Here is a 23534-nt window from a genome sequence, read left to right as displayed (position 1 = left end):
TCTGGACGCGAGGTTGCGTGACAGATAAGAGGGGGGTCGATTGATGTCAACGGGATTTGGCCGATACACAAAGGCCACATTCTCCTGCTGAAGGCTTTTTCACGCCGGAATCATATCTATCGAGCCGGTCGAGATCACCGAAGGGTTATTTTATGTTGAAGTACAACAAACTTGCTGCGGTTGCTTTCGCAACAGTCTTTACCTTCCACGGGCCGGTTTTTGCGGCTGACGCCAAGGATGCGGTTGTCGCCAAGGTCGGCGATGTCGAAATCCATCAGTCCGAACTCGATCTGGCGATCGCCAATCTCGATCCGCAGCTCGGTCAGCTGCCGGACGATCAGAAGAAGGTCGCCGCGCTTTCCGCTTCGATCGATGTGAAGCTGCTTTCGCAGAAGGCTGCTGCCGAGAAGCTCGACCAGACGCCGGATTTCCAGGCTCACATGGCCTATCTGCGTGACCGCGAGCTGCACAATGCCTATTTCAAGGCGCATGTTGCCGACGCCATCACGGATGCCGAAGTCAAGGCTCGCTACGACAAGGAAGTCGCCGCACTTCCGAAGCAGGAAGAAGTGCATGCCCGTCACATCCTGGTGAAGACCGAGGATGAAGCCAAGGCAGTCATCAAGGAGCTCGATGGCGGCAAGGACTTCGCAGAACTTGCCAAGGAAAAGTCCACCGACCCGAACAAGGCTGACGGCGGCGATCTCGGCTATTTCGGCCATGGCCGCATGGTCAAGGAATTCGAAGACGCTGCCTTTGCCCTGCCGGTCGGTACCTACACGAAGACGCCGGTCAAGAGCGATTTCGGCTGGCACGTCATCAAGGTCGAAGACAAGCGCGTTGCTCCGCCACCGCCGTTCGATCAGGTCAAGGACCAGGTTCGTCAGCTCGTCATGCGCGACAAGTATCTTGAGCTTCTGAACAAGGCCAAGCAGGACAGCAAGGTTGCCATCAGCGACCCGGCGCTCAGCAAGGCCTATGAAGACGCGCAGAAGCAGCAGGATGCGGCGCCGGCGGATGACACCATCGCTCCTGCCGACGGTGCGGCAGCGCCCGATGCGCAGCCGCAGCAGTAATTGATAGCAGTCAAGCAATCAGGGCCCGGTTTTCCGGGCCCTTCACTGGAGCCGGATGATTTTAGGTCGCATTGACCTAAAATCTGAATCCGCTCCAGAATCAAAGAAGCAGAGCATGATGTTGTCCGAAAACCGCCTACACTTTTCGGCATCATGCTCGTTCAGGTGGCTCTCATGTCCGGTTCCGTTTCTCCACTCGCTCCCAAAAGCTTCGTTTCCATGCCGGCCCTTCGCGGCGTTCGCATGACCACGGCGTCTGCCGGTATCAAGTACAAGAACCGGACCGACGTCCTGCTTATGGTTTTCGATAAGCCCGCAGCCGTCGCCGGCGTGTTCACCCGCTCGAAATGCCCTTCGGCTCCTGTCGATTTCTGCCGGACGAACCTGGCGCATGGCAGCGCCCGCGCCGTCGTCGTCAACTCCGGCAATGCCAATGCCTTTACCGGGTTGAAGGGCCGCCAGGCGACAGAACTGACCGCCAAATCTGCCGCCGCCGCTGTCGGCTGCGGTGAAAACGAAGTCTACCTCGCCTCGACAGGCGTGATCGGCGAGCCCCTGGACGCGACCAAGTTTGCCGGCGTGCTCGACACGATGGCCAAGGATGCTGTCAGCGATTTCTGGTTCGAAGCGGCAAAAGCGATCATGACGACGGATACTTATCCGAAGGTCGCGACCCGCAGCGCCGAGATCGGTGGCGTCAAAGTTACCATCAACGGCATCGCCAAGGGTGCCGGCATGATCGCGCCTGATATGGCGACGATGCTTTCCTTCGTCGTCACGGATGCGGATATTTCGTCTTCCGCACTGCAAACGCTGCTGTCCGAAGGCGTCGGCCCGAGCTTCAATTCCATGACGGTCGACAGCGATACCTCGACCTCGGATACCCTGATGCTGTTTGCCACCGGCGCCGCCTCGGCTGACGGACAGGAGCATATCGACAGCGCCAGCGATCCGAAGCTTGCGGCTTTCCGCATAGCGCTCAACGAACTCCTCAAGGATCTTGCGATCCAGGTCGTCCGTGACGGCGAGGGTGCCACCAAAATGCTCGAGATCACCGTGACCGGTGCCGAGAATGATGGAGCCGCCAAGCGCATCGCGCTTTCGATCGCCAATTCGCCGCTGGTCAAGACCGCGGCTGCCGGCGAAGACGCCAACTGGGGTCGCATCGTCATGGCGGTCGGCAAGGCCGGCGAAATGGCCGATCGCGACAAGCTTGCCATCTGGTTCGGCGATGTCCGCGTTGCCGTCAACGGCGAGCGCGACGCTTCCTATTCCGAAGAAGCGGCCTCGAACGTGATGAAACAGCAGGATATCCCCGTGAAGGTCGATCTCGGCCTCGGCAATGGCCGCGCGACGGTCTGGACCTGCGACCTCACTAAGGAATATGTTGCCATCAATGGCGACTATCGGAGCTGATACCTAGCTGATGCATGCGCAGTCCACGATAAACAAGCTGCCGCTGGTGCGCAGGCTCGAAGCCGTTGGCTTTCGGGCCTGGCCTGCCTCGTCCGTGCAGTATGACGGCAGCTGGCAAGTTCGGCTGACGGCGGGTCACCCTTCCAAGCGGCTCAATTCGGTGGTGCCGCTCGATCCTTCCGATCATCGCGATCTCGAAATACGGCTGACGAAGGCGCAGCGCAAGTTCGAAGCCTATGGCAGGCCGATGGTTGTGCGCGAAACGCCGCTTGCCTCGCCGCAATTCATCGATCTGCTGCGTGGGCGCGGCTGGACGCGGTTTGAAGAAACGCTTGTTATGACCGCCGATCTGATCGACCTCGAACTGCCTGACATGCTGGACCATCTGCCGAGCCACGATGTCGGCCGTTACGTCGATGCCAGTCTGTTGGTCGACGCGGCCGATCCGGCATTGAAGCCCGCGCTGGCGGAAGTGGTCAGCAGTATCAAGCCGCCTTCCGGCCTTTTCGTTATCGAGAATGATGATGCCGGGCCGGTGGCGACGACGCTCTGCGTGCAGGACAATGATCTTGCCGGCATCATGTCGGTTGCGGTCTCGCCGCAGCATCGGCGCAAGGGGCTGGGTGCGGAGATCCTGACCTCGGCCCTGCGCTGGGCGCGGATGCGCAGCGCCAAGACGGCCTGGCTTCAGGTCGGCGCCGACAACGCACCCGCTCTGGCGCTCTATGCTCGTTTTGGATTTCGCGAGGCCTATCGCTACTGCTACTGGCGTTCCCAGGAGGAAGCATGAGCGAGGTTGGCCGCAGGATCGTTCTCGTTGCTGCCTGCGCGCTCATCGATACGGATGGCCGCATCCTTCTGGCGCAGCGCCCCGAAGGCAAGTCGCTGGCCGGTCTCTGGGAGTTTCCCGGCGGCAAGGTCGAGGCCGGCGAGACGCCGGAGGAGACATTGGTGCGCGAGCTTGAGGAAGAGCTCGGTATCCAGACCAAGATCGCCTGCATGGCGCCGCTGACTTTCGCCAGCCACACCTATGAAACCTTCCATTTGCTGATGCCGCTCTACATCTGCCGGCGTTACGAGGGCATTGCACATGGCCGAGAAGGCCAGGCGATCAAATGGGTGCGGCCGCAAGCCCTGCGCGACTACCCGATGCCGCCGGCCGACGAGCCGTTGATCCCGTTTCTCCAGGATCTGCTCTAGACATCCTTGAACTTGAAATTCGACTTGGCGAGCTGATCGAGGTGGGAGACGCCGGGCTCTCTAAGGGACGCATCTGTCTTAGGCATTCTGCGGAGCAAATCCGTCAGCATGTCAGATTGCCTGGCTGAATCCCGGCGGATTGCCTCGAGATGTTCGAGCATCAATCCAAAGGCAAAAATCACGGCGCCGCTAAAAGCGTTTGAAAGAGCGACGACCAAACCCGCTGCGGTGCCAGCTGTACTTCCGGCAAACAACATTGCGATCCCGAACAGGACCCCAACAATAATCACCAGACTGCCAACCACCCTAAGTAATCCTGCCATGCTTTGGCGCCTACAATCCAAGATAATGATTATATGAATTTCAATATATCAAAACGTGCAAAACTCAATCTCTATTATTTGGTGTATCGGATAAATTTTCTGCCAGCGCGTGTTTGCGCGAGCTGAATTTGACGTCCCGTAGCGAAGCGGATTTTTTTCGGTTTACGCGGTGACGGTTTGAAGTGCTTTAAGGCAGCACATCGCAAACAGGGTTAACGAAAATTAGCCATTTAATATCAGGCCTGTAACCCGAATCGGCCGGTGTCCCAGAATTTTACGTCTCATTAATTTGCATGTGGATATTAAGGGATCGTTTATGACCTTCTGGCATTCAATGCTCTCAATCAAGCAGGTTGTTGGGTGCGTTAAAGAAGGCTTGACATAATGGACGACGATTTCTGGAAAGCTGTTCAGGAAAAAGAGCAGTCCTATTCCACGTCGCGCAAGACGGGCGCGTTGAATATCGCTTTGCTGTTCGGTACGGCGGCGGTGGCGCTTTCGCTTATCCTGACGCCAATGCTCTCCGACAAATCCAAGTCGCGCGTGCTTGCAAGTGCACCCGATCTCGACAATATTACCACCGGGTCGATCCCGCAGACTGAAAACGGCAAGCGTTATACCATCCGCCGCAGCGTGCTGCAGCATGAGCCGGGTTCGGTATGCATCGTTCAGGGGTACGGCGCGGATAGCGGCTGCCAATAAAGCTTAAGCATAGCCTGCCAGATGCCATGACAGCATCGGATTCACGAGATGTTGATGTCCAATGCTGGAGCTTTGAGCGTATGCGTTCCGTACGGCGTTTTTTCAATGACAAGACCGGTGCAACGGTCATCGAATATGGGCTGATTGCTGCCCTCATGTCGGCAGCGATCATCAGCGGTGTCGGCGCCTTTGGCGGCAGCCTCGCGAATACGTTTAGCCTATTGTCCAATACGGTTCAGAATTCCACCGCCAACCAGAACTGAGGCGATTGCGGGCTGCATTCGCTTCAGTCGACTGATTATTGCTTGAGTTTGTGTTCCTCGACCTTCAGGGCATCGGCGAGCCGCGCCTTTGCCGAGCCCGGCCGCAGCGGCTTCTGCTGGCTCTCATGCGGTGTCCAGCCGGATACATAGATGATCGAGAACGTCGCCCTGATCCTGCCATCCGCATCGGAATAGCGCTCGGCATAGAGTTCGGCCGCGCGCAGGAAGAAGGCGCGCGTCAGCGGCTTACGGCTGCGATCGGCAAGCGGGTTGGTCATGCCCATGGCGCGCAGATCGCGCATCAAGGCGAACAGATTGTCGTACCGTACCGTATAGGTCTCCGCATCTATGACAGGCAGGGTGAAGCCCGCCCGTTGCAGCAGGCCGCCGACATCGCGAACATCGGCGAAAGGGATCACGCGCGGGCTGGCGCCGCCCGTCAGTTCGATCTCGGTTGCCAGCAGCACGTCGCGCAATTCCTGCAGGGTTCCCAGGCCGGGGATGGCTGCCAGGAAGAGGCCATCGGCCTTCAATGCCCGGCGGATCTGGATGAAAACGCCTGGAGTATCGTTGGTCAGATGCAGGCTGAGCGGCGACAGGACGAGATTGACGGAGTCCGTCGCCAGCGGCAACTCCTCCAGCGGTGCCTCGATGATCGTCTCGTCTGGCTGGGCAAAACCGGTCTCGTTTTCGATCCTGCGGAGATTGCCGATCTTGCCGGTCGCCAATGCCAGCCGCGCTGCGATACCGGTTGCGCCATGAAGCTCCACGGCCTCGTCGAAATGCCGTTCCGTGACGCCAAGTCGCTCGGCCAATTCTTGCGCCGCGATATCGAGAAGAAACGCCGCCTTCGTATCTCCCTGCCTCAGCGCCCGGCGCTTGCGGACAGCGAGCAGCGATTGGTCGAACACGGTTTCCATGGCGGTTTCCTGCAATCTCATCAGTTAGGCGAGGCGTGGCGGGTACTGGTGTTTTCCTTCGCAAAGCCTGCGGGAAAAAGCTAGTGTCAATCATATGGGGATGATGGTGCGTGAAATCACATTGTCGATGCTGCGGTTCGGGCTCACAAGGCCCTGGCTGGCTTTGGCCGATCTGGTCTACCCGCCGGCCTGTCCCGGCTGTGGGGTTTCCGTCGGGGCGCATCGCGGTCTTTGCGCTGCCTGCTGGTCCCGCATCCGTTTCATCGAGCGACCCTATTGCGAGGTTCTGGGCAGCCCGTTTTCGCATGACCTCGGCACGGGAATTCTCAGTGCCGAGGCGATCGCCGAGCCGCCTGTTTTCGACCGGTTGCGCTCCGCTGCCGTCCATGACGGTATCGTCCGCGATCTCGTTCTCAGCCTGAAATATCGTGATCGTTCCGATCTCGCGCCGATGATGGCTGGCTGGATGCTGCGCGCCAGCGATGGGACGGTCGCTGCCTGCGACGCCATCATTCCGGTGCCGCTGCATCGGGCGCGGCTGTTCACGCGCAAGTATAATCAGGCAGCCGAGCTTGCCCGCCATATCGCCCGCCTTTCCGGAAAACCGCTGCTCGCCGCGACGCTGCTGCGTGTCAAGCGCACGACCCAGCAGGTCGGTCTCGGCGCCAAGGCGCGACAGGACAATGTGCGTGGGGCATTTGCTCTTTCCGAGCATCGGGCTGCCGATGTGTTCGGCCGGCGTATCGTGCTGGTCGACGACGTCTATACCACGGGCGCGACAGTGGCTGCGGCGACGCGCGCGCTGAAGAAAGCCGGTGCGGCGGATGTGACTGTTTTGACCTTTGCAAGGGTCGTCGGCCATCTTATATGACAGTAAATCTAAGTTTTCCGGAGTGAATCATGGCATCCGTGGTTATTTATACGCGTGAGTTTTGCGGCTTCTGCTCTCGGGCGAAATCCCTGCTCGATTCCAAGGGCGTCGACTATGTCGAGCACAACGCCACCTATTCGCCCGACATGCGCCAGGAAATGATCTCGAAGTCGAACGGCCGTTCGACCTTCCCGCAGATCTTCATCAATGGTGAGCATGTCGGCGGTTGCGATGATCTCCATGCGCTTGATCGGGCCGGCAAGCTCGATCCGATGCTGGCCGCCTGAACCGCTTTCGCAGGGGAAACGACGATGAGTTTCAAAGCCGCCGCTATTCAGATGTGCTCCGGTGTCGATCCGGTGAAGAACGCGGCCGACATGGCGCGTCTGGTCCGTGATGCCGCCTCGCAGGGCGCTGTCTATGTGCAGACGCCGGAGATGACTGGCGCCGTGCAGAAGGATCGTCCGGGCCTGCGCGCCGTGTTGCGCGACGAAGCGGGGGATATCATCGTCAAGACGGCATCCGAACTGGCCAAGGAGCTCGGCATCCACCTGCATGTCGGCTCGACGGCGATTGCGCTCGACGACGGCAAAATCGCCAATCGCGGCTTCCTCTTTGGTCCCGACGGCAAGCTCATCAACCGTTACGACAAGATCCACATGTTCGACGTCGATCTCGACAATGGCGAGAGCTGGCGTGAGAGTGCCGTCTACCGGCCGGGATCGGAGGCGCGCATCGCCTCTCTGCCCTTTGCCGAACTTGGCTTTTCCATCTGCTATGATGTGCGCTTTCCGCAGCTCTTCCGCGCCCAGGCCGTTGCCGGCGCCCAGGTGATGACCGTGCCTGCCGCCTTTACCCGGCAGACCGGCGAGGCGCATTGGGAAATCCTGCTGCGCGCCCGCGCCATCGAAAACGGCATGTTCGTCATCGCTGCGGCTCAAGCCGGCAAGCATGAAGACGGCCGCGAGACCTTCGGTCACTCGATGATCATCGATCCCTGGGGCAAGGTGCTGGCGTCGGCCGGCGGCACGGGCGAAGCGGTTATTGTCGCCGAGATCGATGTCGCGGCGGTAAAATCTGCCCATGACAAGATTCCAAACTTGAAGAATGCGCGCGAATTTTCGCTGGAAAAGATCGCGACGCCGGCGGCTGGAGGCGTCGCTGCTTGATCCGTTATTCTCTTAGCTGTGACAATGCCCACGAGTTCGAGGGCTGGTTTTCGGAAAGCGCCGATTTCGACCGTCAGATCGAAAGCGGCTTTCTGACCTGTCCCGTCTGCAATTCCTCGGCGATTTCGAAGCTGCTGATGGCGCCATCGGTGTCGACTGCGCGCAAGAAGGACGAGATGCAGACGCTCGCCATGGATGCCGCCCGCAAGGACGTGATGGTCAAGCTCAAGGAAGCGGTCGAGGCGATCAAGGCCAATGCCGAGGATGTCGGCGCGAAGTTTCCGGAAGAGGCTCGCAAGATCCATTATGGCGAGGCGGACGCGCGCGGGATCATCGGCAAGGCCACGCCGGACGAGGCTCAGGCCCTTGTCGACGAAGGCATCGAAATCGCCGCCATTCCCGTTTTACCAGACGATATCAACTGATGCCGGCAGGCGTCGGCAAACATCTGGCCATGTATAATTTCGGGCTGCATGTCGCAGCCTATGAAAGCGCTGCGGTCGAAGGATTTCGCCTGCGGGAAGCGGCGAATTTCGAGGCTGCGTCTCGTGCCCATGGCTTTATCGGCCGCTCCGGCTATACAGGCGAGCCGGGTACTCCCTGTTGGGGCGAACAGGTCTTTCCGCGTTTCATCGAAGGCAGCGGCTTTGCGACCGCGCCATCATCACTGTCACTCTGGGCCGATATCGAGTCGCTGATGGCGTTCAGCTATAGCGGCGTGCATGCCGATGCATTGAAGCATGCCCGGCACTGGAATGTCAGGCAAAGCTGGCCGCCGCTGGTTCTCTGGTGGGTGGATGCCAGCGTCGTTCCGGAGTGGAAAGACGGCGTCGAACGGCTGGAATATATTCACGACAAGGGCCCAAGCGCCGATGCCTTCTCGTTCAAGCGCCCCTATGGACCTGACGGTGGCGCCGTGGAGATCGATCGAAATCGCGTGAAAGAAATCGCAGCGCTCAATGCCGGAGGTCAAGGCGATCTATTGGCGCATGTCATGACGCTGAAAATCTAGGCCGGAATAGACTGTTCGCGGCCTCAGATGGACCGCTTCGCCAGCAGCATGTAGTTCACGTCCATATCTTTCGACAGGTTCCAACGGTCCTGCAGCGGCGAATAGAACACGCCGGTCCGGGCGATGATCTCCATCCCGTCGGCGGCAAGCGGCTTCTCGATCTCTTCCGGACGAACGAGCTTTTCATATTGATGCGTGCCGCGCGGCAGCCAGCGCAAGACATTTTCAGCGGCAAAGATGGCCAGCGCCGCCGCCTTCATCGTGCGGTTGATGGTAGCGACGAACATGAGGCCGCCCGGCCGCACCATCTTCGCGCATGTGGACATGAAGAACTCGACATCGGCGACATGCTCGACCACTTCCATGTTCAGCACGATATCGAAGGTTTCTCCGGCTTGGGCCAGTTGCTCGGCGGTGACCGCGCGATAATCGACGGGAACGCCGGAGGCCTTGGCATGCGTCGAGGCGATGCCGATATTCTTTTCGGACGGATCGGCGCCGATGACAGAGGCGCCCATGCGCGCCATCGGCTCGGAGAGCAAGCCGCCGCCGCAGCCGATATCGAGCACGCGCAGGCCTTCCAGCGGCCGGCTGCTCTTCGGGTCGCGGCCGAAGTTTTCGCTGGCATGATCACGGATATAGGCAAGGCGCACCGGGTTGAACTTGTGCAACGGCTTGAACTTGCCCGTCGGGCTCCACCATTCCGCCGCCATGGCGGAGAAACGGTCGACTTCGCTCTGGTCGATCGTACTTTTCGCCGTTTCGGTCATGGTTCACTCCTTGGTCTGCACCGTGCAATCCGCGCGCATCGTCGCGAGGCATAATTCCATCAGATGTGAAGTCGGACGATCGGAGGCTGATGTCAAGGGCTGCGCCCGTTGCTGCGTCCCCATGTCATCTGGGCGGCATCGGCGGATATTGGAGGAAGGTTGACAAAGAACCGTCTCATGGCCGATCAATCGCCCTGGCTTTCAAATGGACTTTCAAAACCGGGGATTGGTTTGATCCGCCGGCCTGCGGAGGAGTTCTTCATGAGACCATTTCGCCTCGCGACTGTGATTGCCATAGGCTGTCTCACGGTCGGTCACGCGAATGCCGGAGACGGAAAGGGATTTCGTCTGACGGTCGACGGCGTTGAGGTGGGTATCAATCCCGGCGATAGTCTCGATGTCACCATGAAGGACGGTCGCGAGGTTTCAGTGGAGCTGCAGCGCAGCGAAACCGTGACGTTCAGCGGCGGCAAGTTTTCCTTCGATCACGATGGCAAGTTCACGGTCGCGAAAACGGACCTTGGCGGCGGGGTGGAGCAGTATGCGTTGATGACACCGATCGGCACGGGGATCATCGTCCAGGAATACAAAGGTCTCAATCCTTCCAGCATCACCGATTTCGTCTTGCAGCAGATGATTCAGGAAAGCATCAGCGGCGGCGCCAAGCTGAAGAAGGAGGCCGCGCAGCGGATGCTTCCTGGCGGCGTTCTGCTGAAGGGCGTCAAGGCGGAGACCACCACGGACAATGATGTCATGGATTATGAGATCGTGGCGGCCGGCCGGCCGGATGGCGGCGTGCTCGTTGCCACCTTCCTCAACAAGGAAAACATCCCCAAGGAAGGGACGATCCTCGACAAGATGTGGTCGAGCCTAAAAGTAGAGTTTTAAAGTAAACTATTGATGGCGTCGGCCGCGCCAAGCTATTGCACCCGCCTGCCAAACTCGCTAAGAGACGCCCCCATTGATATGGGCTTTTCCGGCTAATGGACCGGAAGGGTGATTTCGCATGCCGGGCTTATCGCATTTCGGCCGCCCGGCGCTGGGTACTGGTAGAGGCACATGGCACGCATCGTGATGAAATTCGGCGGAACTTCCGTCGCGGATCTGGACCGTATCAAGAATGTCGCACGCCATGTGAAACGGGAAGTCGACGCCGGCCACGAGGTCGCGGTCGTCGTTTCCGCCATGTCCGGCAAGACCAACGAGCTGGTCGGCTGGGTCCAGAACATGCCGAAAGTCGCCGGTGCCGATCATTCGATCTATGACGCGCGCGAGTATGACGCGATCGTTGCTTCCGGTGAGCAGGTGACTTCAGGCCTGCTGGCGATCGCGCTGCAGGCGATGGGCATCAACGCCCGCTCCTGGCAGGGCTGGCAGATCCCGATCCGCACCGACAACGCCCATGGCGCGGCGCGCATTCTTGAAATCGACGGCAGCGAGATGATCCGCCGCATGGGCGAGGGCCAGGTGGCAGTCGTCGCCGGATTCCAGGGGCTTGGCCCCGACAATCGCATCTCCACGCTCGGCCGTGGTGGTTCCGATACATCTGCAGTGGCCATCGCCGCTGCCGTCAAGGCTGACCGTTGCGACATCTATACCGACGTTGATGGCGTCTACACGACCGATCCGCGCATCGAGCCGAAGGCCCGCCGCCTGAAGAAGATCGCCTTCGAGGAAATGCTCGAAATGGCGTCTCTCGGCGCCAAGGTACTGCAGGTGCGCTCGGTCGAGCTGGCCATGGTCTTTAAGGTTCGCACCTTCGTGCGCTCCTCTTTCGAAGATCCCGATGCTCCGGGCATGGGCGATCTGCTCAACCCGCCCGGAACGCTGATTTGTGACGAGGAAGAAATCGTGGAACAGGAAGTAGTCACCGGCATCGCCTATGCCAAGGATGAGGCCCAGATCTCGCTGCGTCGTCTTGCCGACCGGCCGGGCGTTTCTGCCGCGATCTTCGGACCGCTGGCTGAAAACCACATCAATGTCGACATGATCGTCCAGAATATTTCCGAGGACGGCTCCAAGACCGACATGACCTTCACGGTTCCTTCGGGCGATGTCGACAAAGCACTGCGCGTGCTGGGCGAGAACAAGGAAAAGATCGGCTATGACGTGATTCAAAACGAATCAGGTCTGGTCAAGGTTTCGGTCATCGGCATCGGCATGCGTTCGCATGCCGGCGTGGCCGCGACCGCTTTCCGGGCACTTGCCGAAAAAGGTATCAACATCAAGGCTATTACGACGTCAGAAATCAAGATTTCCATCCTGATCGACGGTCCTTATGCAGAACTCGCAGTCAGGACTTTGCATTCCTGCTACGGTCTGGATAAGAGTTGATTCAGGACTGCTGACGACGGACCGTAACGGAGGCGAGTTTCGGCCGGCCCTGACGTGGGCAAGAATGGCGTGATATCTTGATTCGGGAGCTAGAGACGCAATGAGAGACCTATCCGGCGGTCCACGCGTTCTGCTCAAGCGGCTGCGCGAATTGATGGCGGAGCCGCTGGAGCCGCAGGAGCGTCTTGACCGGATCGTTCGCCAGATTGCCAGCAACATGGTCGCCGAAGTGTGCTCCGTCTACGTGCTGCGCGCAGACGGCGTCCTCGAACTTTACGCGACCGAGGGCCTCAACAAGGAAGCCGTCCACCTTTCGCAACTGAAGATGGGACAGGGCCTGGTCGGCACGATCGCCGCCTCCGCCCAGCCGCTCAACCTCTCCGACGCGCAATCGCATCCCGCCTTCCGCTACCTGCCGGAAACCGGCGAAGAGATCTACCACTCCTTCCTGGGCGTGCCGATCCTGCGCACGGGCCGTTCGCTCGGGGTTCTCGTCGTGCAGAACAAGGCGAGCCGGACCTACCGCGAAGAAGAGCTGGAAGCGCTCGAGACGACGGCGATGGTGCTGGCCGAAATGATCGCCACCGGCGAGCTGAAGAAGATCACCAAGCCCGGCCTGGAACTCGATCTGACCCGCTCGGTCACCATCGACGGCGACAGCTACAATGAAGGCATCGGGCTTGGCTATGTCGTGCTGCACGAGCCGCGCATCGTCGTCACCAATCTGCTGAACGAAGACACCGACAAGGAAATCGGCCGCCTGGCCGAGGCGCTCGGCTCGCTGCGCATTTCCATCGACGACATGCTGTCGCGCCGCGACGTCTCGATGGAGGGCGAGCATCGCGAGGTGCTGGAAACCTATCGCATGTTCGCGCATGACCAGGGCTGGGTGCGCAAGCTGGAAGAAGCTGTCCGCAACGGCCTGACTGCAGAAGCGGCCGTCGAAAAGGTGCAGAGCGATACCAAGGCGCGGATGATGCGCCTGACCGACCCATATCTTCGCGAGCGCATGCACGATTTCGAGGATCTGGCGAACCGGCTGCTGCGGCAGCTTATCGGCTATTCGGGCCGCACGGCCGCCGAAGGCTTCCCGAACGATGCGATCATCTTCGCGCGTGCCATGGGCGCTGCCGAACTGCTCGACTATCCCCGCGCCAATATTCGCGGCCTGGTGCTGGAGGAAGGCGCCGTCACGAGCCATGTCGTCATCGTCGCGCGTGCAATGGGCATTCCGGTCATCGGTCAGGCGACCGGCATCGTCGCCCTTGCCGAGAATGGCGATTCGGTCATCATCGATGGCGATGGCGGCCATGTGCATCTCCGGCCGATGGCCGACCATCAGCGTTCCTACGAGGAAAAGGTGCGGTTCCGCGCCCGCCGGCAGGAGCAATTCCGTGCACTGCGCGCGGTCGAGCCGGTCACCAAGGACGGCCAGCGCATCTCGTTGCAGATGAATGCCGGCCTGCTTGTGGATTTGCCGCAGCTTGCCGAATCCGGCGCCGAAGGCATCGGCCTGTTCCGCACCGAGCTGCAGTTCATGATCGCCTCGACCATGCCGAAGGCGGATGAGCAGGAGGCGTTCTACCGCAACGTGCTGAAGCAGGCGGACGGGCGCGTCGTCACCTTCCGGACGCTCGATATCGGCGGCGACAAGGTCGTCTCCTATTTCCGCGCGCATGAGGAAGAGAACCCGGCGCTGGGCTGGCGTGCCATTCGCCTGTCGCTGGATCGCCCGGGCCTGCTGCGCACGCAGCTGAGGGCCATGCTGAAGGCGGCCGCCGATGGCGAGCTGAAGATGATGGTGCCGATGGTCACGGAAGTCTCCGAGATCAAGGCGGTGCGCGAGCTGTTGCAGAAGGAAGTTCAGCATCTGTCCCGCTTCGGTCATGGTCTGCCGCGCAAGCTGCAATTCGGCGCCATGCTGGAAGTGCCGGCGCTGCTCTGGCAGCTGGACGAGCTGATGGCGGCGGTCGATTTCGTTTCGGTCGGCTCGAACGACCTGTTCCAGTTCTCGATGGCTGTCGATCGCGGCAATGCCCGCGTGTCGGATCGTTTCGATCCGCTCGAGCGGCCGTTCCTGCGCATCCTTCGGGATATTGTGCGGGCCGGCGAGCGCAACAAGACACCGGTGACGCTCTGCGGCGAACTCGCCGGCAAGACCATCTCGGCCATGGCGCTGCTCGGCCTTGGCTTCCGCTCGGTTTCGATGTCTCCGGCGTCGATCGGCCCGGTCAAGGCCATGCTTCTGGGGCTCGATCTCAAGGCCCTGTCGGATGTCATGGAGGAGGCGTTGAACGACACGCGCGCGACCTCCTCGATGCGTGATATCCTTGTTCGCTTTGCCGAGAGCCACAATATTCCGCTTTAGCGCGCGATCCACGAAAACGATAAATGGTTTCCGGGCAGGATCATGCGCATCACGTCACAGCAGAGATAATAAGAAGAATTGGAGTAAAGGGTGGCCAAGCTTCCCGTTGAAAAAATGCGCGAACTGGAGCGCCGCTTCGGCGAGATCGAGGCGCGCATGTCCGCTGGCCCGGCCGCGGATGTCTATGTGAAGCTTGCTTCCGAGTATTCCGAATTGCAGCCGGTCGTCGCCAAGATCCGCGACTATGAGCGCGTCCTTGCTGAGGCGGCCGATCTCGACACCATGCTCGCCGACAAGTCCGTCGATCGCGAGATGCGCGATCTCGCCGAAATGGAGTTGCCTGAGGTCAAGGAGCGGATCGAAGTCCTCGAGAAGGAAATCCAGGTTCTGCTGCTGCCGAAGGATGCCGCCGACGAGAAGAGCGCCATCCTTGAAATCCGCGCCGGCACAGGCGGCTCGGAAGCAGCGCTTTTTGGTGGCGACCTCTTCCGCATGTATGAGCGCTTCGCTGCCAATAACGGCTGGAAGGTCGAGATCCTGTCCTCAAGCGACGGCGAAGCTGGCGGCTACAAGGAAATTATCGCCACCATCACCGGCAAGGGTGTGTTCTCGCGCCTGAAGTTCGAATCCGGCGTGCACCGCGTGCAGCGCGTACCGGAAACCGAAGCGGGCGGCCGCATCCATACCTCGGCGGCAACCGTTGCCGTACTTCCGGAGGCCGAGGAGATCGATATCGAGATCCGCCCTGAGGATATCCGCATCGACACCATGCGCTCTTCGGGCGCCGGCGGCCAGCACGTCAACACCACGGACTCGGCTGTGCGCATTACCCATATTCCTTCGGGGATCGTGGTGACGAGTTCGGAGAAGTCACAGCACCAGAACCGCGCCAAGGCGATGCAGGTGCTGCGCTCGCGTTTGTTCGACATGGAGCGCCAGCGCGCGGACAATGAACGCTCGGCGGACCGCAAGAGCCAAGTCGGCTCCGGCGACCGGTCCGAACGTATCCGCACCTATAACTTCCCGCAGGGACGCGTCACCGATCATCGCATCAACCTGACGCTCTACAAGCTCGACCGGATGATGATCGGCGAGATCGACGAGGTGGTCGATGCGCTTCTGGCGGATTACCAGGCGAGCCAGCTCGCCCAGCTTGGCGAACAGGCGTGAGCAGCGGGCAGGGGTCGACCGTAGCCGGGCTCCTCCAAGAGGTGCGTGCCCGTTTTGCCGACGCCGATCTTGATGACCCCGCCACCGAGGCACGTATCCTTGTCGGCGGGCTCCTCCATCTCTCTTCCACCGAGCTTGTGACGCGGGGCTTGGAAGCGGTATCGCCCGATGATGTCGGCACGGCGCGGGCGGCGATCGATCGCCGTCTCAACCATGAGCCGGTCCACCGTATTCTTGGCGAACGCGAATTCTATGGCTTGCCCTTGCGGCTATCGCCGGCAACGCTGGAGCCTCGGCCCGACACGGAAATACTGGTCGATACGATGCTTCCGCACGTGCGGCGCCTTGAATCTGAGCTCGGGAATGTCCACTTACTTGATCTGGGAACGGGAACCGGGGCCATTTGTCTGGCTCTGCTTCATGAATGTCCGCAAGCGACGGGCGTTGGTTCCGACATCTCCGGCGAGGCGCTGGAGACCGCACGCGGCAATGCGGAGCGGAATGGCCTGGCGGCACGGTTCGATACTGTGCAAGGAAGCTGGTTTGATGCCATCCACGAACGATTTCATGTGATTGTCTCAAATCCGCCCTATATTGCCTCCAGTGTCATTTCCACTCTCGCTCCAGAAGTAAAGGATTTCGATCCTCCCGCGGCCCTTGACGGGGGCCTTGATGGGCTGGATGCATATAGAGCGATCGCAAAGGATGCGGCGCGGTTTCTGCACCCGAATGGCATGGTGGGAGTGGAGATCGGTTACGATCAGCGTGAAACGGTGACTTCTGTCTTTGAAGGAGCAGGATTTCTCCTTGTCAAAGCGGTTCGTGACTACGGCCAGAACGACCGGGTGCTTGTGTTTAGATTGCATCATTAACGCGACATTTTGCTGCGGATTTGTGGGATCTCTGTTGTTATCGCGAAGAAAAAGCTTGGATTTCCTGAGGAAGCGATATAGGTTGCGCTCACGCGTTGGGCGGCTGGGAATAGGCGAGACGATTCGCCTGTCTTGGACAGCCTCGGGGATCCGCTCTTTGGTAAGAGTGTCAAAGGTTGAAGATAACCCAATGCGTGATCAGTTAATCTGACGTAGTCGAGCGGCAGACCGGCGCTTAAAGCGCAGTTTGCTTGCGGCACGCAGGCCTTGGTTCGGAAGGGTCCGAACCTCGGCGGCAGGTGTCGTGTATGAATTTTATCCCAACGAAGAGAATTCAGGTGAAGGATCTATGAGGCCAGGACAGCAGAATAAGCGCGGTCGGGGGCGTGGTAACAACAACGGCGGCGGCGGTGGTGGAAATAACAACAATAACAATTTCAACCGCAAAGGCTCTAACCCGCTGACCAGGACTTACGACAGCTCCGGTCCCGATGTGAAAATTCGCGGAACGGCACAGCATATCGCCGAAAAATACGCGACTCTGGCGCGTGACGCTCAAAGTTCCGGCGATCGGGTCATGGCTGAAAACTATCTTCAGCACGCCGAGCACTACTATCGCATCATTGCCAGCGCCCAGGCTCAGATGCAGGAACGCTTCCAGCGCGACGATCAGCACAATTACAATGAGCGCGACGGCGGCGACCGCGACGGCGACGATATGGATGCGCAGGAGATGGACGACCAGCCGCAGCTGGCTCCACCCCAGGTGCGCCATCAGAGGCCTGCTCCGGTTGTTGCCGCAGCTCCCGCTGCCGAACCGGAAGTCATCGATGGCACCGGCCCGCAGCCGGTGATCGAAGGCATTCCGGCCGAAGTTGCGATCGAGGAAGAGACCCCTGCCGACGCAGGCGACGGAGCGTCAGCCGCGCGCCGTAACGCCGGCGGCAGCCGACCGCGTCGCCAGCCACGCCGCAGCGCTGATGCGGAAGGCGAGGGCGAAGCTGGGTCGGGCGAAGCTCCGGCTTTGGCGGACGCTGCTTCGGAATAATGCGCTCTCTCCCGTGAGGGAACGATCGAATATTCAAATAAAAACGGCAGTGCTGACGGCGCTGCCGTTTTTGTTTTGTGAGGTCCTGCCCATGAGGCATGGTTCGGGCGGGGCAAAAATTCCGTTGGACTCCCAGCCATGGGGTGGTCCTTCGGCCTGAAGGCGGCGCTCCGCCGACCTCATAAAATCATTCATTTTTTCGGGTTTTCCGCCCTTTAAACTCCGCGAAGATCCTCCCATATTCTGCTCAGTTGCTTTGCCGCAAATCTCAACGGCGACAGAGCGGGGTCTGCCTCTTGAGGGGGCCCAATCTCAATCATCGATCTGCGCCGCTCAGGGCAGGTTGATCCATGGAGGTCCATTATGAATATTGAAAAATACTCCGAGCGGGTGCGCGGTTTCCTGCAATCCGCCCAAACCTATGCGCTTGCGCAGGGTAACCAGCAATTCACCCCCGAACATGTTCTGAAAGTGCTGCTGGACGACGACCAGGGCATGGCTGCATCGTTGATCGAACGTGCCGGCGGCGACGCCAAGGCTGCCCGTCTTGCCAATGACGCCGCACTTGCCAAACTGCCGAAGGTTTCCGGTGGTGATGGTCAGGTCTATCTTGCACAGCCGCTCGCCAAGGTGTTCGCCACGGCCGAAGAGGCTGCAAAGAAGGCCGGCGACAGCTTTGTGACTGTCGAGCGTCTTTTGCAGGCGCTGGCGATGGAGTCGTCCGCCTCGACATCAGCGACGCTGAAGAAGGCCGGCGTTACGCCAGTCGGGCTCAATCAGGTCATCAATGATATCCGCAAGGGCCGCACCGCTGATTCCGCCAATGCGGAGCAGGGGTTCGATTCCCTGAAGAAATATGCTCGCGACCTCACCGCCGAGGCTCGCGAAGGCAAGCTCGACCCGGTCATTGGCCGCGACGACGAGATCCGCCGCACCATTCAGGTCCTTTCCCGCCGCACGAAGAACAATCCCGTGCTGATCGGCGAGCCCGGCGTCGGCAAGACGGCAATCGTCGAAGGCCTGGCCTTGCGTATCGTCAATGGTGACGTTCCGGAATCGCTGAAGGACAAGAAGCTGATGGCGCTCGACCTGGGCGCTCTGATTGCCGGTGCGAAATTCCGCGGCGAGTTCGAAGAGCGGCTGAAGGCCGTGCTCAACGAAGTCCAGGCGGAAAATGGCGAGATCATCCTGTTCATCGACGAAATGCACACGCTGGTCGGGGCTGGCAAGGCCGATGGCGCCATGGATGCATCCAATCTGCTGAAGCCGGCGCTCGCCCGCGGCGAGCTGCATTGCGTCGGCGCGACCACGCTCGATGAATATCGCAAGCATGTCGAGAAGGATCCGGCCCTTGCGCGCCGTTTCCAGCCGGTCATGGTCGAAGAGCCGACGGTCGAGGATACGATTTCGATCCTGCGCGGCCTGAAGGAAAAGTACGAGCAGCACCACAAGGTCCGCATCGCCGATGCCGCCTTGGTCGCCGCCGCAACCCTGTCGAACCGCTACATCACCGATCGCTTCCTGCCGGACAAGGCCATCGACCTGATGGACGAAGCCGCGGCCCGTCTGCGCATGCAGGTGGATTCAAAGCCGGAAGAACTCGACGAACTCGATCGCCGCATCATCCAGCTGAAGATCGAGCGCGAAGCGCTGAAGAAGGAAACCGACCAGGCCTCGGCTGACCGGCTGGTTCGACTGGAGACCGAGCTTACCTCTCTCGAAGAGGAGGCCGATGCGCTGACCGCGCGCTGGCAGGCTGAAAAGCAGAAGCTGGGTCTGGCCGCCGATTTGAAAAAGCAGCTGGACGACGCCCGCAACGAGCTGGCGATCTCCCAGCGCAAGGGTGAATTCCAGCGCGCCGGCGAACTTGCCTATGGCGTGATCCCGAAGCTGGAGACAGAACTCCACGCCGCGGAAGAGCAGGATAATGCCCGCGATTCCATGGTGCAGGAAGTGGTCACCGCCGACAACATCGCCCAGATCGTCTCGCGCTGGACCGGGATTCCGGTCGACAAGATGCTGGAAGGCGAACGCGACAAGCTGCTGCGGATGGAAGACGAACTGGCAAAGTGGGTTGTCGGCCAGGGCGATGCCGTTCAGGCGGTCTCGCGCGCCGTTCGCCGTTCGCGCGCCGGGCTTCAGGATCCGAACCGGCCGATCGGCTCGTTCATCTTCCTCGGCCCGACCGGCGTCGGCAAGACGGAGTTGACCAAGGCGCTTGCCCGCTTCCTCTTCGACGACGACACGGCCATGGTGCGCATCGATATGTCCGAGTACATGGAGAAGCATTCCGTGGCCCGGCTGATCGGTGCTCCTCCCGGCTATGTCGGCTATGAAGAGGGCGGCGCGCTCACGGAAGCCGTTCGCCGCAGGCCCTATCAGGTCGTGCTGTTCGATGAGATCGAGAAGGCGCATCCCGATGTCTTCAACGTCCTGCTCCAGGTTCTGGACGACGGGCGCCTGACGGATGGTCAGGGCCGCACAGTCGACTTCCGCAACACGATGATCATCATGACGTCGAATCTGGGCGCGGAATATCTGACCCAGCTGAAGGATGGCGATGATAGCGATGTGGTGCGCGAGCAGGTGATGGATGTCGTCCGGTCGCATTTCCGGCCGGAATTCCTGAACCGTATCGACGAGATCATCCTGTTCCATCGCCTGAAGCGCGATGAGATGGGCGCGATCGTCGATATCCAGCTGGAGCGGCTGCTGAAGCTGCTGTCGGAGCGCAAGATCAAGCTCGAACTCGACGAGGATGCCCGCAACTGGCTTGCCAATAAGGGGTATGACCCCGTCTATGGTGCGAGACCGCTGAAGCGGGTGATCCAGAAATTTGTTCAGGATCCGCTCGCCGAACAGATCCTTTCCGGGCAGGTTCCGGATGGTTCTGTGGTCAAGGTGACCAGCGGATCGGACAGGCTGCTGTTCCGCCCGCGTCAGGCCGTCAACGAAGCGGCCTAAGGTCGGTAATGTTGTGATATCAGCGGATGGCGACCTTCGGGTCGCCATTTTGCTTTCGGAGGCTCGCTCGGAAAATATCTTGTGGAGTTGCACCGGGCCTGTGACGCTTGCACGGGTTCAGAGGATCGGGGGAAATATGCTTGTCATCTTTGGCGGCCTGCCGGGCAGCGGCAAAACCACGATTGCACGGGCACTGGCCAAAAGGCTGGGAGCCACTTATGTCCGGCTCGACACGATCGAGCAGGCGCTGCGGAATTCCGGCGTGTTGAGAGACGAGGTCGGGCCCGCCGGTTACATGGTTGCCTATGGGATCGCCGGAGATAATCTCAAACTGGGAAACACTGTTATTGCCGATTGCGTCAATCCGATTTCGATAACGCGCGAGGCCTGGAGCCAGGTTGCGCAGCGCGCGGCCGTATCCGCAATCCAAGTGGAGGTCATCTGTTCCGACAAAGTGGAGCACCGCCGGCGCGTGGAAACACGCCAGACTGACATCGAAGGTCATGTGAACCCGACGTGGAACGAGGTCGTCACCCTAAGCTACGACAATTGGGGTCCGGGACCGGTCGTCGTCGATACAGCCCTGAAGGCCGTAGATGATATCGTCACCGAACTCGTCGATCGGCTGAGAGCTACCGAGCCTAGATAGCGGCCTGATAATCGGGATCCGCTCGATCTCGATTGCTACTTGCTCGCGACCTGTTTCGACTTTTCGTCGCTCAGCAACGTATCGATGCGCTTGCGCTCATCCTGGAACTTGGCCAGCGCATCGCCCTCGAGCGATTTGCCGCCGGGGAGGCGGATGCGCAGCGGATCGACCTTGGTACCGTTGACGATCAGCTCGTAGTGCAGATGCGGTCCGGTTGCGAGACCCGTCGAGCCGATAAAGCCGATGACCTGCCCCTGAACCACCTTTGCGCCGGGGACGACGCCCTTGGCGATGGCGCTCTGGTGATTGTAGGAGGAGACATAACCATTTGCATGGCGGATCAGCGTCTGGTTGCCGAAACCGCCGGAATCCCAGCCAGCCTTTTCGACGATGCCGTTGCCGGCCGAAATGATCGGCGTGCCGCGTGGCGCGGCCCAGTCGACGCCGGTATGCATGCGGGCAAAGCCGAGGATCGGGTGGCGGCGCATGCCGAAGCCCGATTTGAAAATGCCTGTCGGAACGGGGTTGCGCAGCAGGAACTGGCGGATGCTCTTGCCGGCCTCATCGAAATAATCGATCGAATGATCAGTCGGGTCTTCAAAGCGATAGAAGCGGGTGACCGTGTCGCCGAACTTGGCGTTGACGTAGAGCAGCTCGGAATCGGCTGTCGCCTGGCCCTTGTCGTCGGCGACCGAGAAGAAGGCTTCCAGCGAATCCGTCGGTTTCAGCTGCGCCTGGAAATCGACGTTGCTGGCGAGCAGCTTGACGATCTGCGCCACCATTTCCTTGCTCATGCCGTAGGAGAGCGCCGCGCGATAGATGCCGTCATAGACGCTCGGCAGATCGCGGCCGGCGGCAACGACGGGAGCATCATTGTCGAAGGCGGTGGCGATGGCATCGAGCATCGGCGGCGCGCTGCCGGCGATGAAGTCGCCATGGTCGTTCTGCGCGATGGTCAGCAGGTGCTTGGTGCCACGATAGATGCTGGCACGGATGATCTTGGCCTGCTCGCCCTTCTGCAGGATGCCGATGCGAAGCACATCGCCCGTGGAAACATCGGATGAGCCGAAGACAGGCTGAATCTTTGAGGTGATGTCGTCTGCATCGGCCTTGAGATAGCCGGCATTGGTGAGTGCCGTGGCGATCGGCATGTTTTCCCGAATGGGAATGATATCGTCGGCAAATTCTTCCGTCTGCGCGGTCACGGCTTCGGAGGCGGAGACCGACATGTTCTCCTCGACGATGCGAGCGGCAAGGCCCGCCGTCAGATCGACATCGGCGTCATCGTTGGCGAAGCGGCGCGGGTCGACATAGTAAAGCGCTGAAAGCTGGGTGTTGCTGTCGGCGAGGATCGAGCCGTTGGAGCGCACATTCTCCTCGACTTCGTCCAGCGACATGGAACCGGCGAGCGGGAAGGGGATGTCCTTGCTCGGAAAGGATATGGTCTTGAGGCTGACTTCGGATTCCACATCGGAGCCATAGATCGCCCCGGTCCGGTTGGCGGGCGGCGGTATGTTCTCGTCTGCGGAAAAGATCGCCAGCGGATCGAAGGGCGGATAGCTTTCGCCGGCGACGCGGTTGGTGGCGAGCGCGATCTTCACATGGGCGAAGGGCTGGCGGCGCACCACTTCCTTGTCGCCGTCCCGCACCACGGTCGATACTTCGAGAATGTTGCGGTCGGATGGTTTGGAAGCGATCGCCGTGGAGATCAGCCGGCCGCCGCGCGTCACCTGGTCGTCGGAGGCGTCGTGGCTGTCTGTTGTCGCATAGGCTTCGGCTGGAATGGCGAGCTGCTGCCGCCCGTCAAGTGCGGCAAACAGGGCGACGCCCATCAATATGCTTGAGGTAAGGCCGGTGAGGAACGTACCGGAAAGCCATCGCAAGGAAACCTCGCGCCGGTCCGGAGCTCGCCTGCCATCGGCCAGGATTGGCGGCTCGTTGCCGAGCGATCGGAGCATCATTTTGTCCGTTATCATGCCAATCGAGATCCGCTTCCTTATATGCGAGCCGCAGGCTGGGGGCGAAGATGTGCATATTTATGACAAGGGTGTCAAATGAAGCGGTCGGCTTCAGGCCCTCCGCAGGCTTGTTTCCCATGAAATCTGTAGCCGCGGGATGCGTGGTTTGTGGGGTCTGGCCGCTAACAGCACATCTTTTCACCTTCAGGCGCGGCCATTCGGGTCAACCCGGGGCCGCGGCAGGCGCTATATAATGCCGTTCTGGCCTATCGCTCCCACAGATATGAAGAGTGTTCATAATTTCATCATGAGAATCAATCAGTTATATGTTTTTTGATTTTTTTCAAAATAGGCCTGTTGACTACTTCGATCGGTAGGGTCTATAAGCCCGATCACTGAACGAGGGCGGCGGCGCTGCTGGCGACGAAGTCCTTCGCTCTAGTGTTTCC

Annotated in this window: 23 protein-coding genes; 19 read left to right on the top strand and 4 right to left on the bottom strand. The window is 60.2% G+C overall.

The window, feature by feature from the left end; all coding sequences use genetic code 11:
- The first annotated feature begins 152 nt into the window (after window positions 1–152).
- From BSK43_RS03985 to mutT, 4 genes are all read left to right on the top strand, one after another.
- The gene (locus BSK43_RS03985; protein ID WP_077471727.1) at window positions 153–1076 is read left to right on the top strand and encodes a peptidylprolyl isomerase; all 924 of its coding nucleotides are present in this window, start codon (window positions 153–155) and stop codon (window positions 1074–1076) included.
- A 174-nt stretch (window positions 1077–1250) separates the two neighbouring features.
- Window positions 1251–2492, top strand: coding sequence for a bifunctional glutamate N-acetyltransferase/amino-acid acetyltransferase ArgJ (argJ, locus tag BSK43_RS03980; protein ID WP_077471810.1), 1242 nt, complete (start codon window positions 1251–1253; stop codon window positions 2490–2492).
- A gap of 10 nt (window positions 2493–2502) precedes the next feature.
- Window positions 2503–3282, top strand: a complete 780-nt coding sequence (locus BSK43_RS03975) for a GNAT family N-acetyltransferase (RefSeq protein WP_077471726.1) — start codon at window positions 2503–2505, stop codon at window positions 3280–3282.
- A complete protein-coding gene (mutT, locus tag BSK43_RS03970; protein WP_077471725.1) occupies window positions 3279–3692 on the top strand; it encodes an 8-oxo-dGTP diphosphatase MutT in 414 nt (137 codons plus the stop codon). Before BSK43_RS03975 ends, mutT begins: the two co-directional genes overlap by 4 nt.
- Here the strand turns inward: mutT and BSK43_RS03965 are convergent.
- The gene (locus BSK43_RS03965; protein WP_077471724.1) at window positions 3689–4015 is read right to left on the bottom strand and encodes a hypothetical protein; all 327 of its coding nucleotides are present in this window, start codon (window positions 4013–4015) and stop codon (window positions 3689–3691) included. The genes mutT and BSK43_RS03965 overlap by 4 nt on opposite strands.
- A 384-nt stretch (window positions 4016–4399) precedes the next feature.
- Between BSK43_RS03965 and BSK43_RS03960 the strand changes: the two genes are divergently transcribed.
- Together BSK43_RS03960 and BSK43_RS03955 are read left to right on the top strand one after the other, a co-directional pair.
- Window positions 4400–4717 (top strand): hypothetical protein, encoded by a 318-nt coding sequence (locus tag BSK43_RS03960; RefSeq protein ID WP_034481918.1) that lies wholly within the window; start codon window positions 4400–4402, stop codon window positions 4715–4717.
- Between the two features lie 80 nt (window positions 4718–4797).
- Entirely contained in the window at window positions 4798–4980 is a 183-nt protein-coding gene (locus tag BSK43_RS03955; protein ID WP_077471723.1) for a Flp family type IVb pilin, read from the top strand.
- 35 nt (window positions 4981–5015) lie between these two features.
- Here BSK43_RS03955 and BSK43_RS03950 read toward each other — a convergent pair whose 3' ends face one another.
- Window positions 5016–5900, bottom strand: a complete 885-nt coding sequence (locus BSK43_RS03950; RefSeq protein ID WP_077471722.1) for a methyltransferase domain-containing protein — start codon at window positions 5898–5900, stop codon at window positions 5016–5018.
- Window positions 5901–5994: 94 nt separating this feature from the next.
- Between BSK43_RS03950 and BSK43_RS03945 the strand changes: the two genes are divergently transcribed.
- Genes BSK43_RS03945 through BSK43_RS03925 form a run of 5 tightly spaced genes read left to right on the top strand, consistent with a single transcriptional unit; the run spans window position 5995 to window position 8952 of the window.
- Window positions 5995–6771, top strand: a complete 777-nt coding sequence (locus tag BSK43_RS03945) for a ComF family protein (RefSeq protein WP_077471721.1) — start codon at window positions 5995–5997, stop codon at window positions 6769–6771.
- Window positions 6772–6800: 29 nt separating this feature from the next.
- Window positions 6801–7058 carry a glutaredoxin 3 gene (grxC, locus tag BSK43_RS03940; protein WP_077471720.1) on the top strand — a complete coding sequence of 86 codons (258 nt, stop codon included), beginning with the start codon at window positions 6801–6803 and terminating at the stop codon, window positions 7056–7058.
- A 24-nt stretch (window positions 7059–7082) separates the two neighbouring features.
- Window positions 7083–7940: a carbon-nitrogen hydrolase family protein gene (locus tag BSK43_RS03935; RefSeq protein ID WP_077471719.1), complete on the top strand. Its 858-nt coding sequence runs from the start codon at window positions 7083–7085 to the stop codon at window positions 7938–7940.
- Window positions 7937–8365, top strand: a complete 429-nt coding sequence (locus tag BSK43_RS03930; protein ID WP_077471718.1) for a DUF1178 family protein — start codon at window positions 7937–7939, stop codon at window positions 8363–8365. The genes BSK43_RS03935 and BSK43_RS03930 overlap by 4 nt, the downstream gene beginning before the upstream one ends.
- Complete coding sequence (locus tag BSK43_RS03925; RefSeq protein ID WP_077471717.1) at window positions 8365–8952, top strand: DUF3291 domain-containing protein; 588 nt, start codon at window positions 8365–8367, stop codon at window positions 8950–8952. Before BSK43_RS03930 ends, BSK43_RS03925 begins: the two co-directional genes overlap by 1 nt.
- A 23-nt stretch (window positions 8953–8975) precedes the next feature.
- Here BSK43_RS03925 and ubiG read toward each other — a convergent pair whose 3' ends face one another.
- The gene (gene ubiG, locus BSK43_RS03920; protein ID WP_077471716.1) at window positions 8976–9722 is read right to left on the bottom strand and encodes a bifunctional 2-polyprenyl-6-hydroxyphenol methylase/3-demethylubiquinol 3-O-methyltransferase UbiG; all 747 of its coding nucleotides are present in this window, start codon (window positions 9720–9722) and stop codon (window positions 8976–8978) included.
- Between the two features lie 261 nt (window positions 9723–9983).
- On the opposite strand from ubiG, the gene BSK43_RS03915 reads away from it, so the two are divergent.
- From BSK43_RS03915 to BSK43_RS03880, 8 genes are all read left to right on the top strand, one after another.
- The gene (locus BSK43_RS03915; RefSeq protein ID WP_077471809.1) at window positions 9984–10610 is read left to right on the top strand and encodes a hypothetical protein; all 627 of its coding nucleotides are present in this window, start codon (window positions 9984–9986) and stop codon (window positions 10608–10610) included.
- Between the two features lie 171 nt (window positions 10611–10781).
- Entirely contained in the window at window positions 10782–12056 is a 1275-nt protein-coding gene (locus BSK43_RS03910) for an aspartate kinase (RefSeq protein ID WP_068396552.1), read from the top strand.
- 100 nt (window positions 12057–12156) lie between these two features.
- Window positions 12157–14424: a phosphoenolpyruvate--protein phosphotransferase gene (gene ptsP / locus BSK43_RS03905; protein ID WP_077471715.1), complete on the top strand. Its 2268-nt coding sequence runs from the start codon at window positions 12157–12159 to the stop codon at window positions 14422–14424.
- A 90-nt stretch (window positions 14425–14514) separates the two neighbouring features.
- The gene (prfA, locus tag BSK43_RS03900; RefSeq protein WP_068396546.1) at window positions 14515–15594 is read left to right on the top strand and encodes a peptide chain release factor 1; all 1080 of its coding nucleotides are present in this window, start codon (window positions 14515–14517) and stop codon (window positions 15592–15594) included.
- Window positions 15591–16466, top strand: coding sequence for a peptide chain release factor N(5)-glutamine methyltransferase (gene prmC, locus BSK43_RS03895; RefSeq protein ID WP_077471714.1), 876 nt, complete (start codon window positions 15591–15593; stop codon window positions 16464–16466). Before prfA ends, prmC begins: the two co-directional genes overlap by 4 nt.
- A gap of 349 nt (window positions 16467–16815) precedes the next feature.
- The gene (locus BSK43_RS03890) at window positions 16816–17514 is read left to right on the top strand and encodes a DUF4167 domain-containing protein (protein ID WP_136686722.1); all 699 of its coding nucleotides are present in this window, start codon (window positions 16816–16818) and stop codon (window positions 17512–17514) included.
- Window positions 17515–17877: 363 nt separating this feature from the next.
- Window positions 17878–20478, top strand: a complete 2601-nt coding sequence (gene clpB, locus BSK43_RS03885) for an ATP-dependent chaperone ClpB (protein WP_136686720.1) — start codon at window positions 17878–17880, stop codon at window positions 20476–20478.
- Window positions 20479–20614: 136 nt separating this feature from the next.
- Window positions 20615–21127 (top strand): AAA family ATPase, encoded by a 513-nt coding sequence (locus tag BSK43_RS03880; protein WP_077471712.1) that lies wholly within the window; start codon window positions 20615–20617, stop codon window positions 21125–21127.
- Window positions 21128–21162: 35 nt separating this feature from the next.
- Here BSK43_RS03880 and BSK43_RS03875 read toward each other — a convergent pair whose 3' ends face one another.
- Window positions 21163–23103: a M23 family metallopeptidase gene (locus tag BSK43_RS03875; protein ID WP_077471711.1), complete on the bottom strand. Its 1941-nt coding sequence runs from the start codon at window positions 23101–23103 to the stop codon at window positions 21163–21165.
- Window positions 23104–23534: the final 431 nt, after the last annotated feature.

It is taken from the genome of Rhizobium sp. P44RR-XXIV, assembly GCF_001999485.2.
Lineage (GTDB): Bacteria > Pseudomonadota > Alphaproteobacteria > Rhizobiales > Rhizobiaceae > Rhizobium.
Note: the sequence above shows the minus strand (reverse complement) of the source record. Positions and strands in the feature narration are given on the sequence as shown.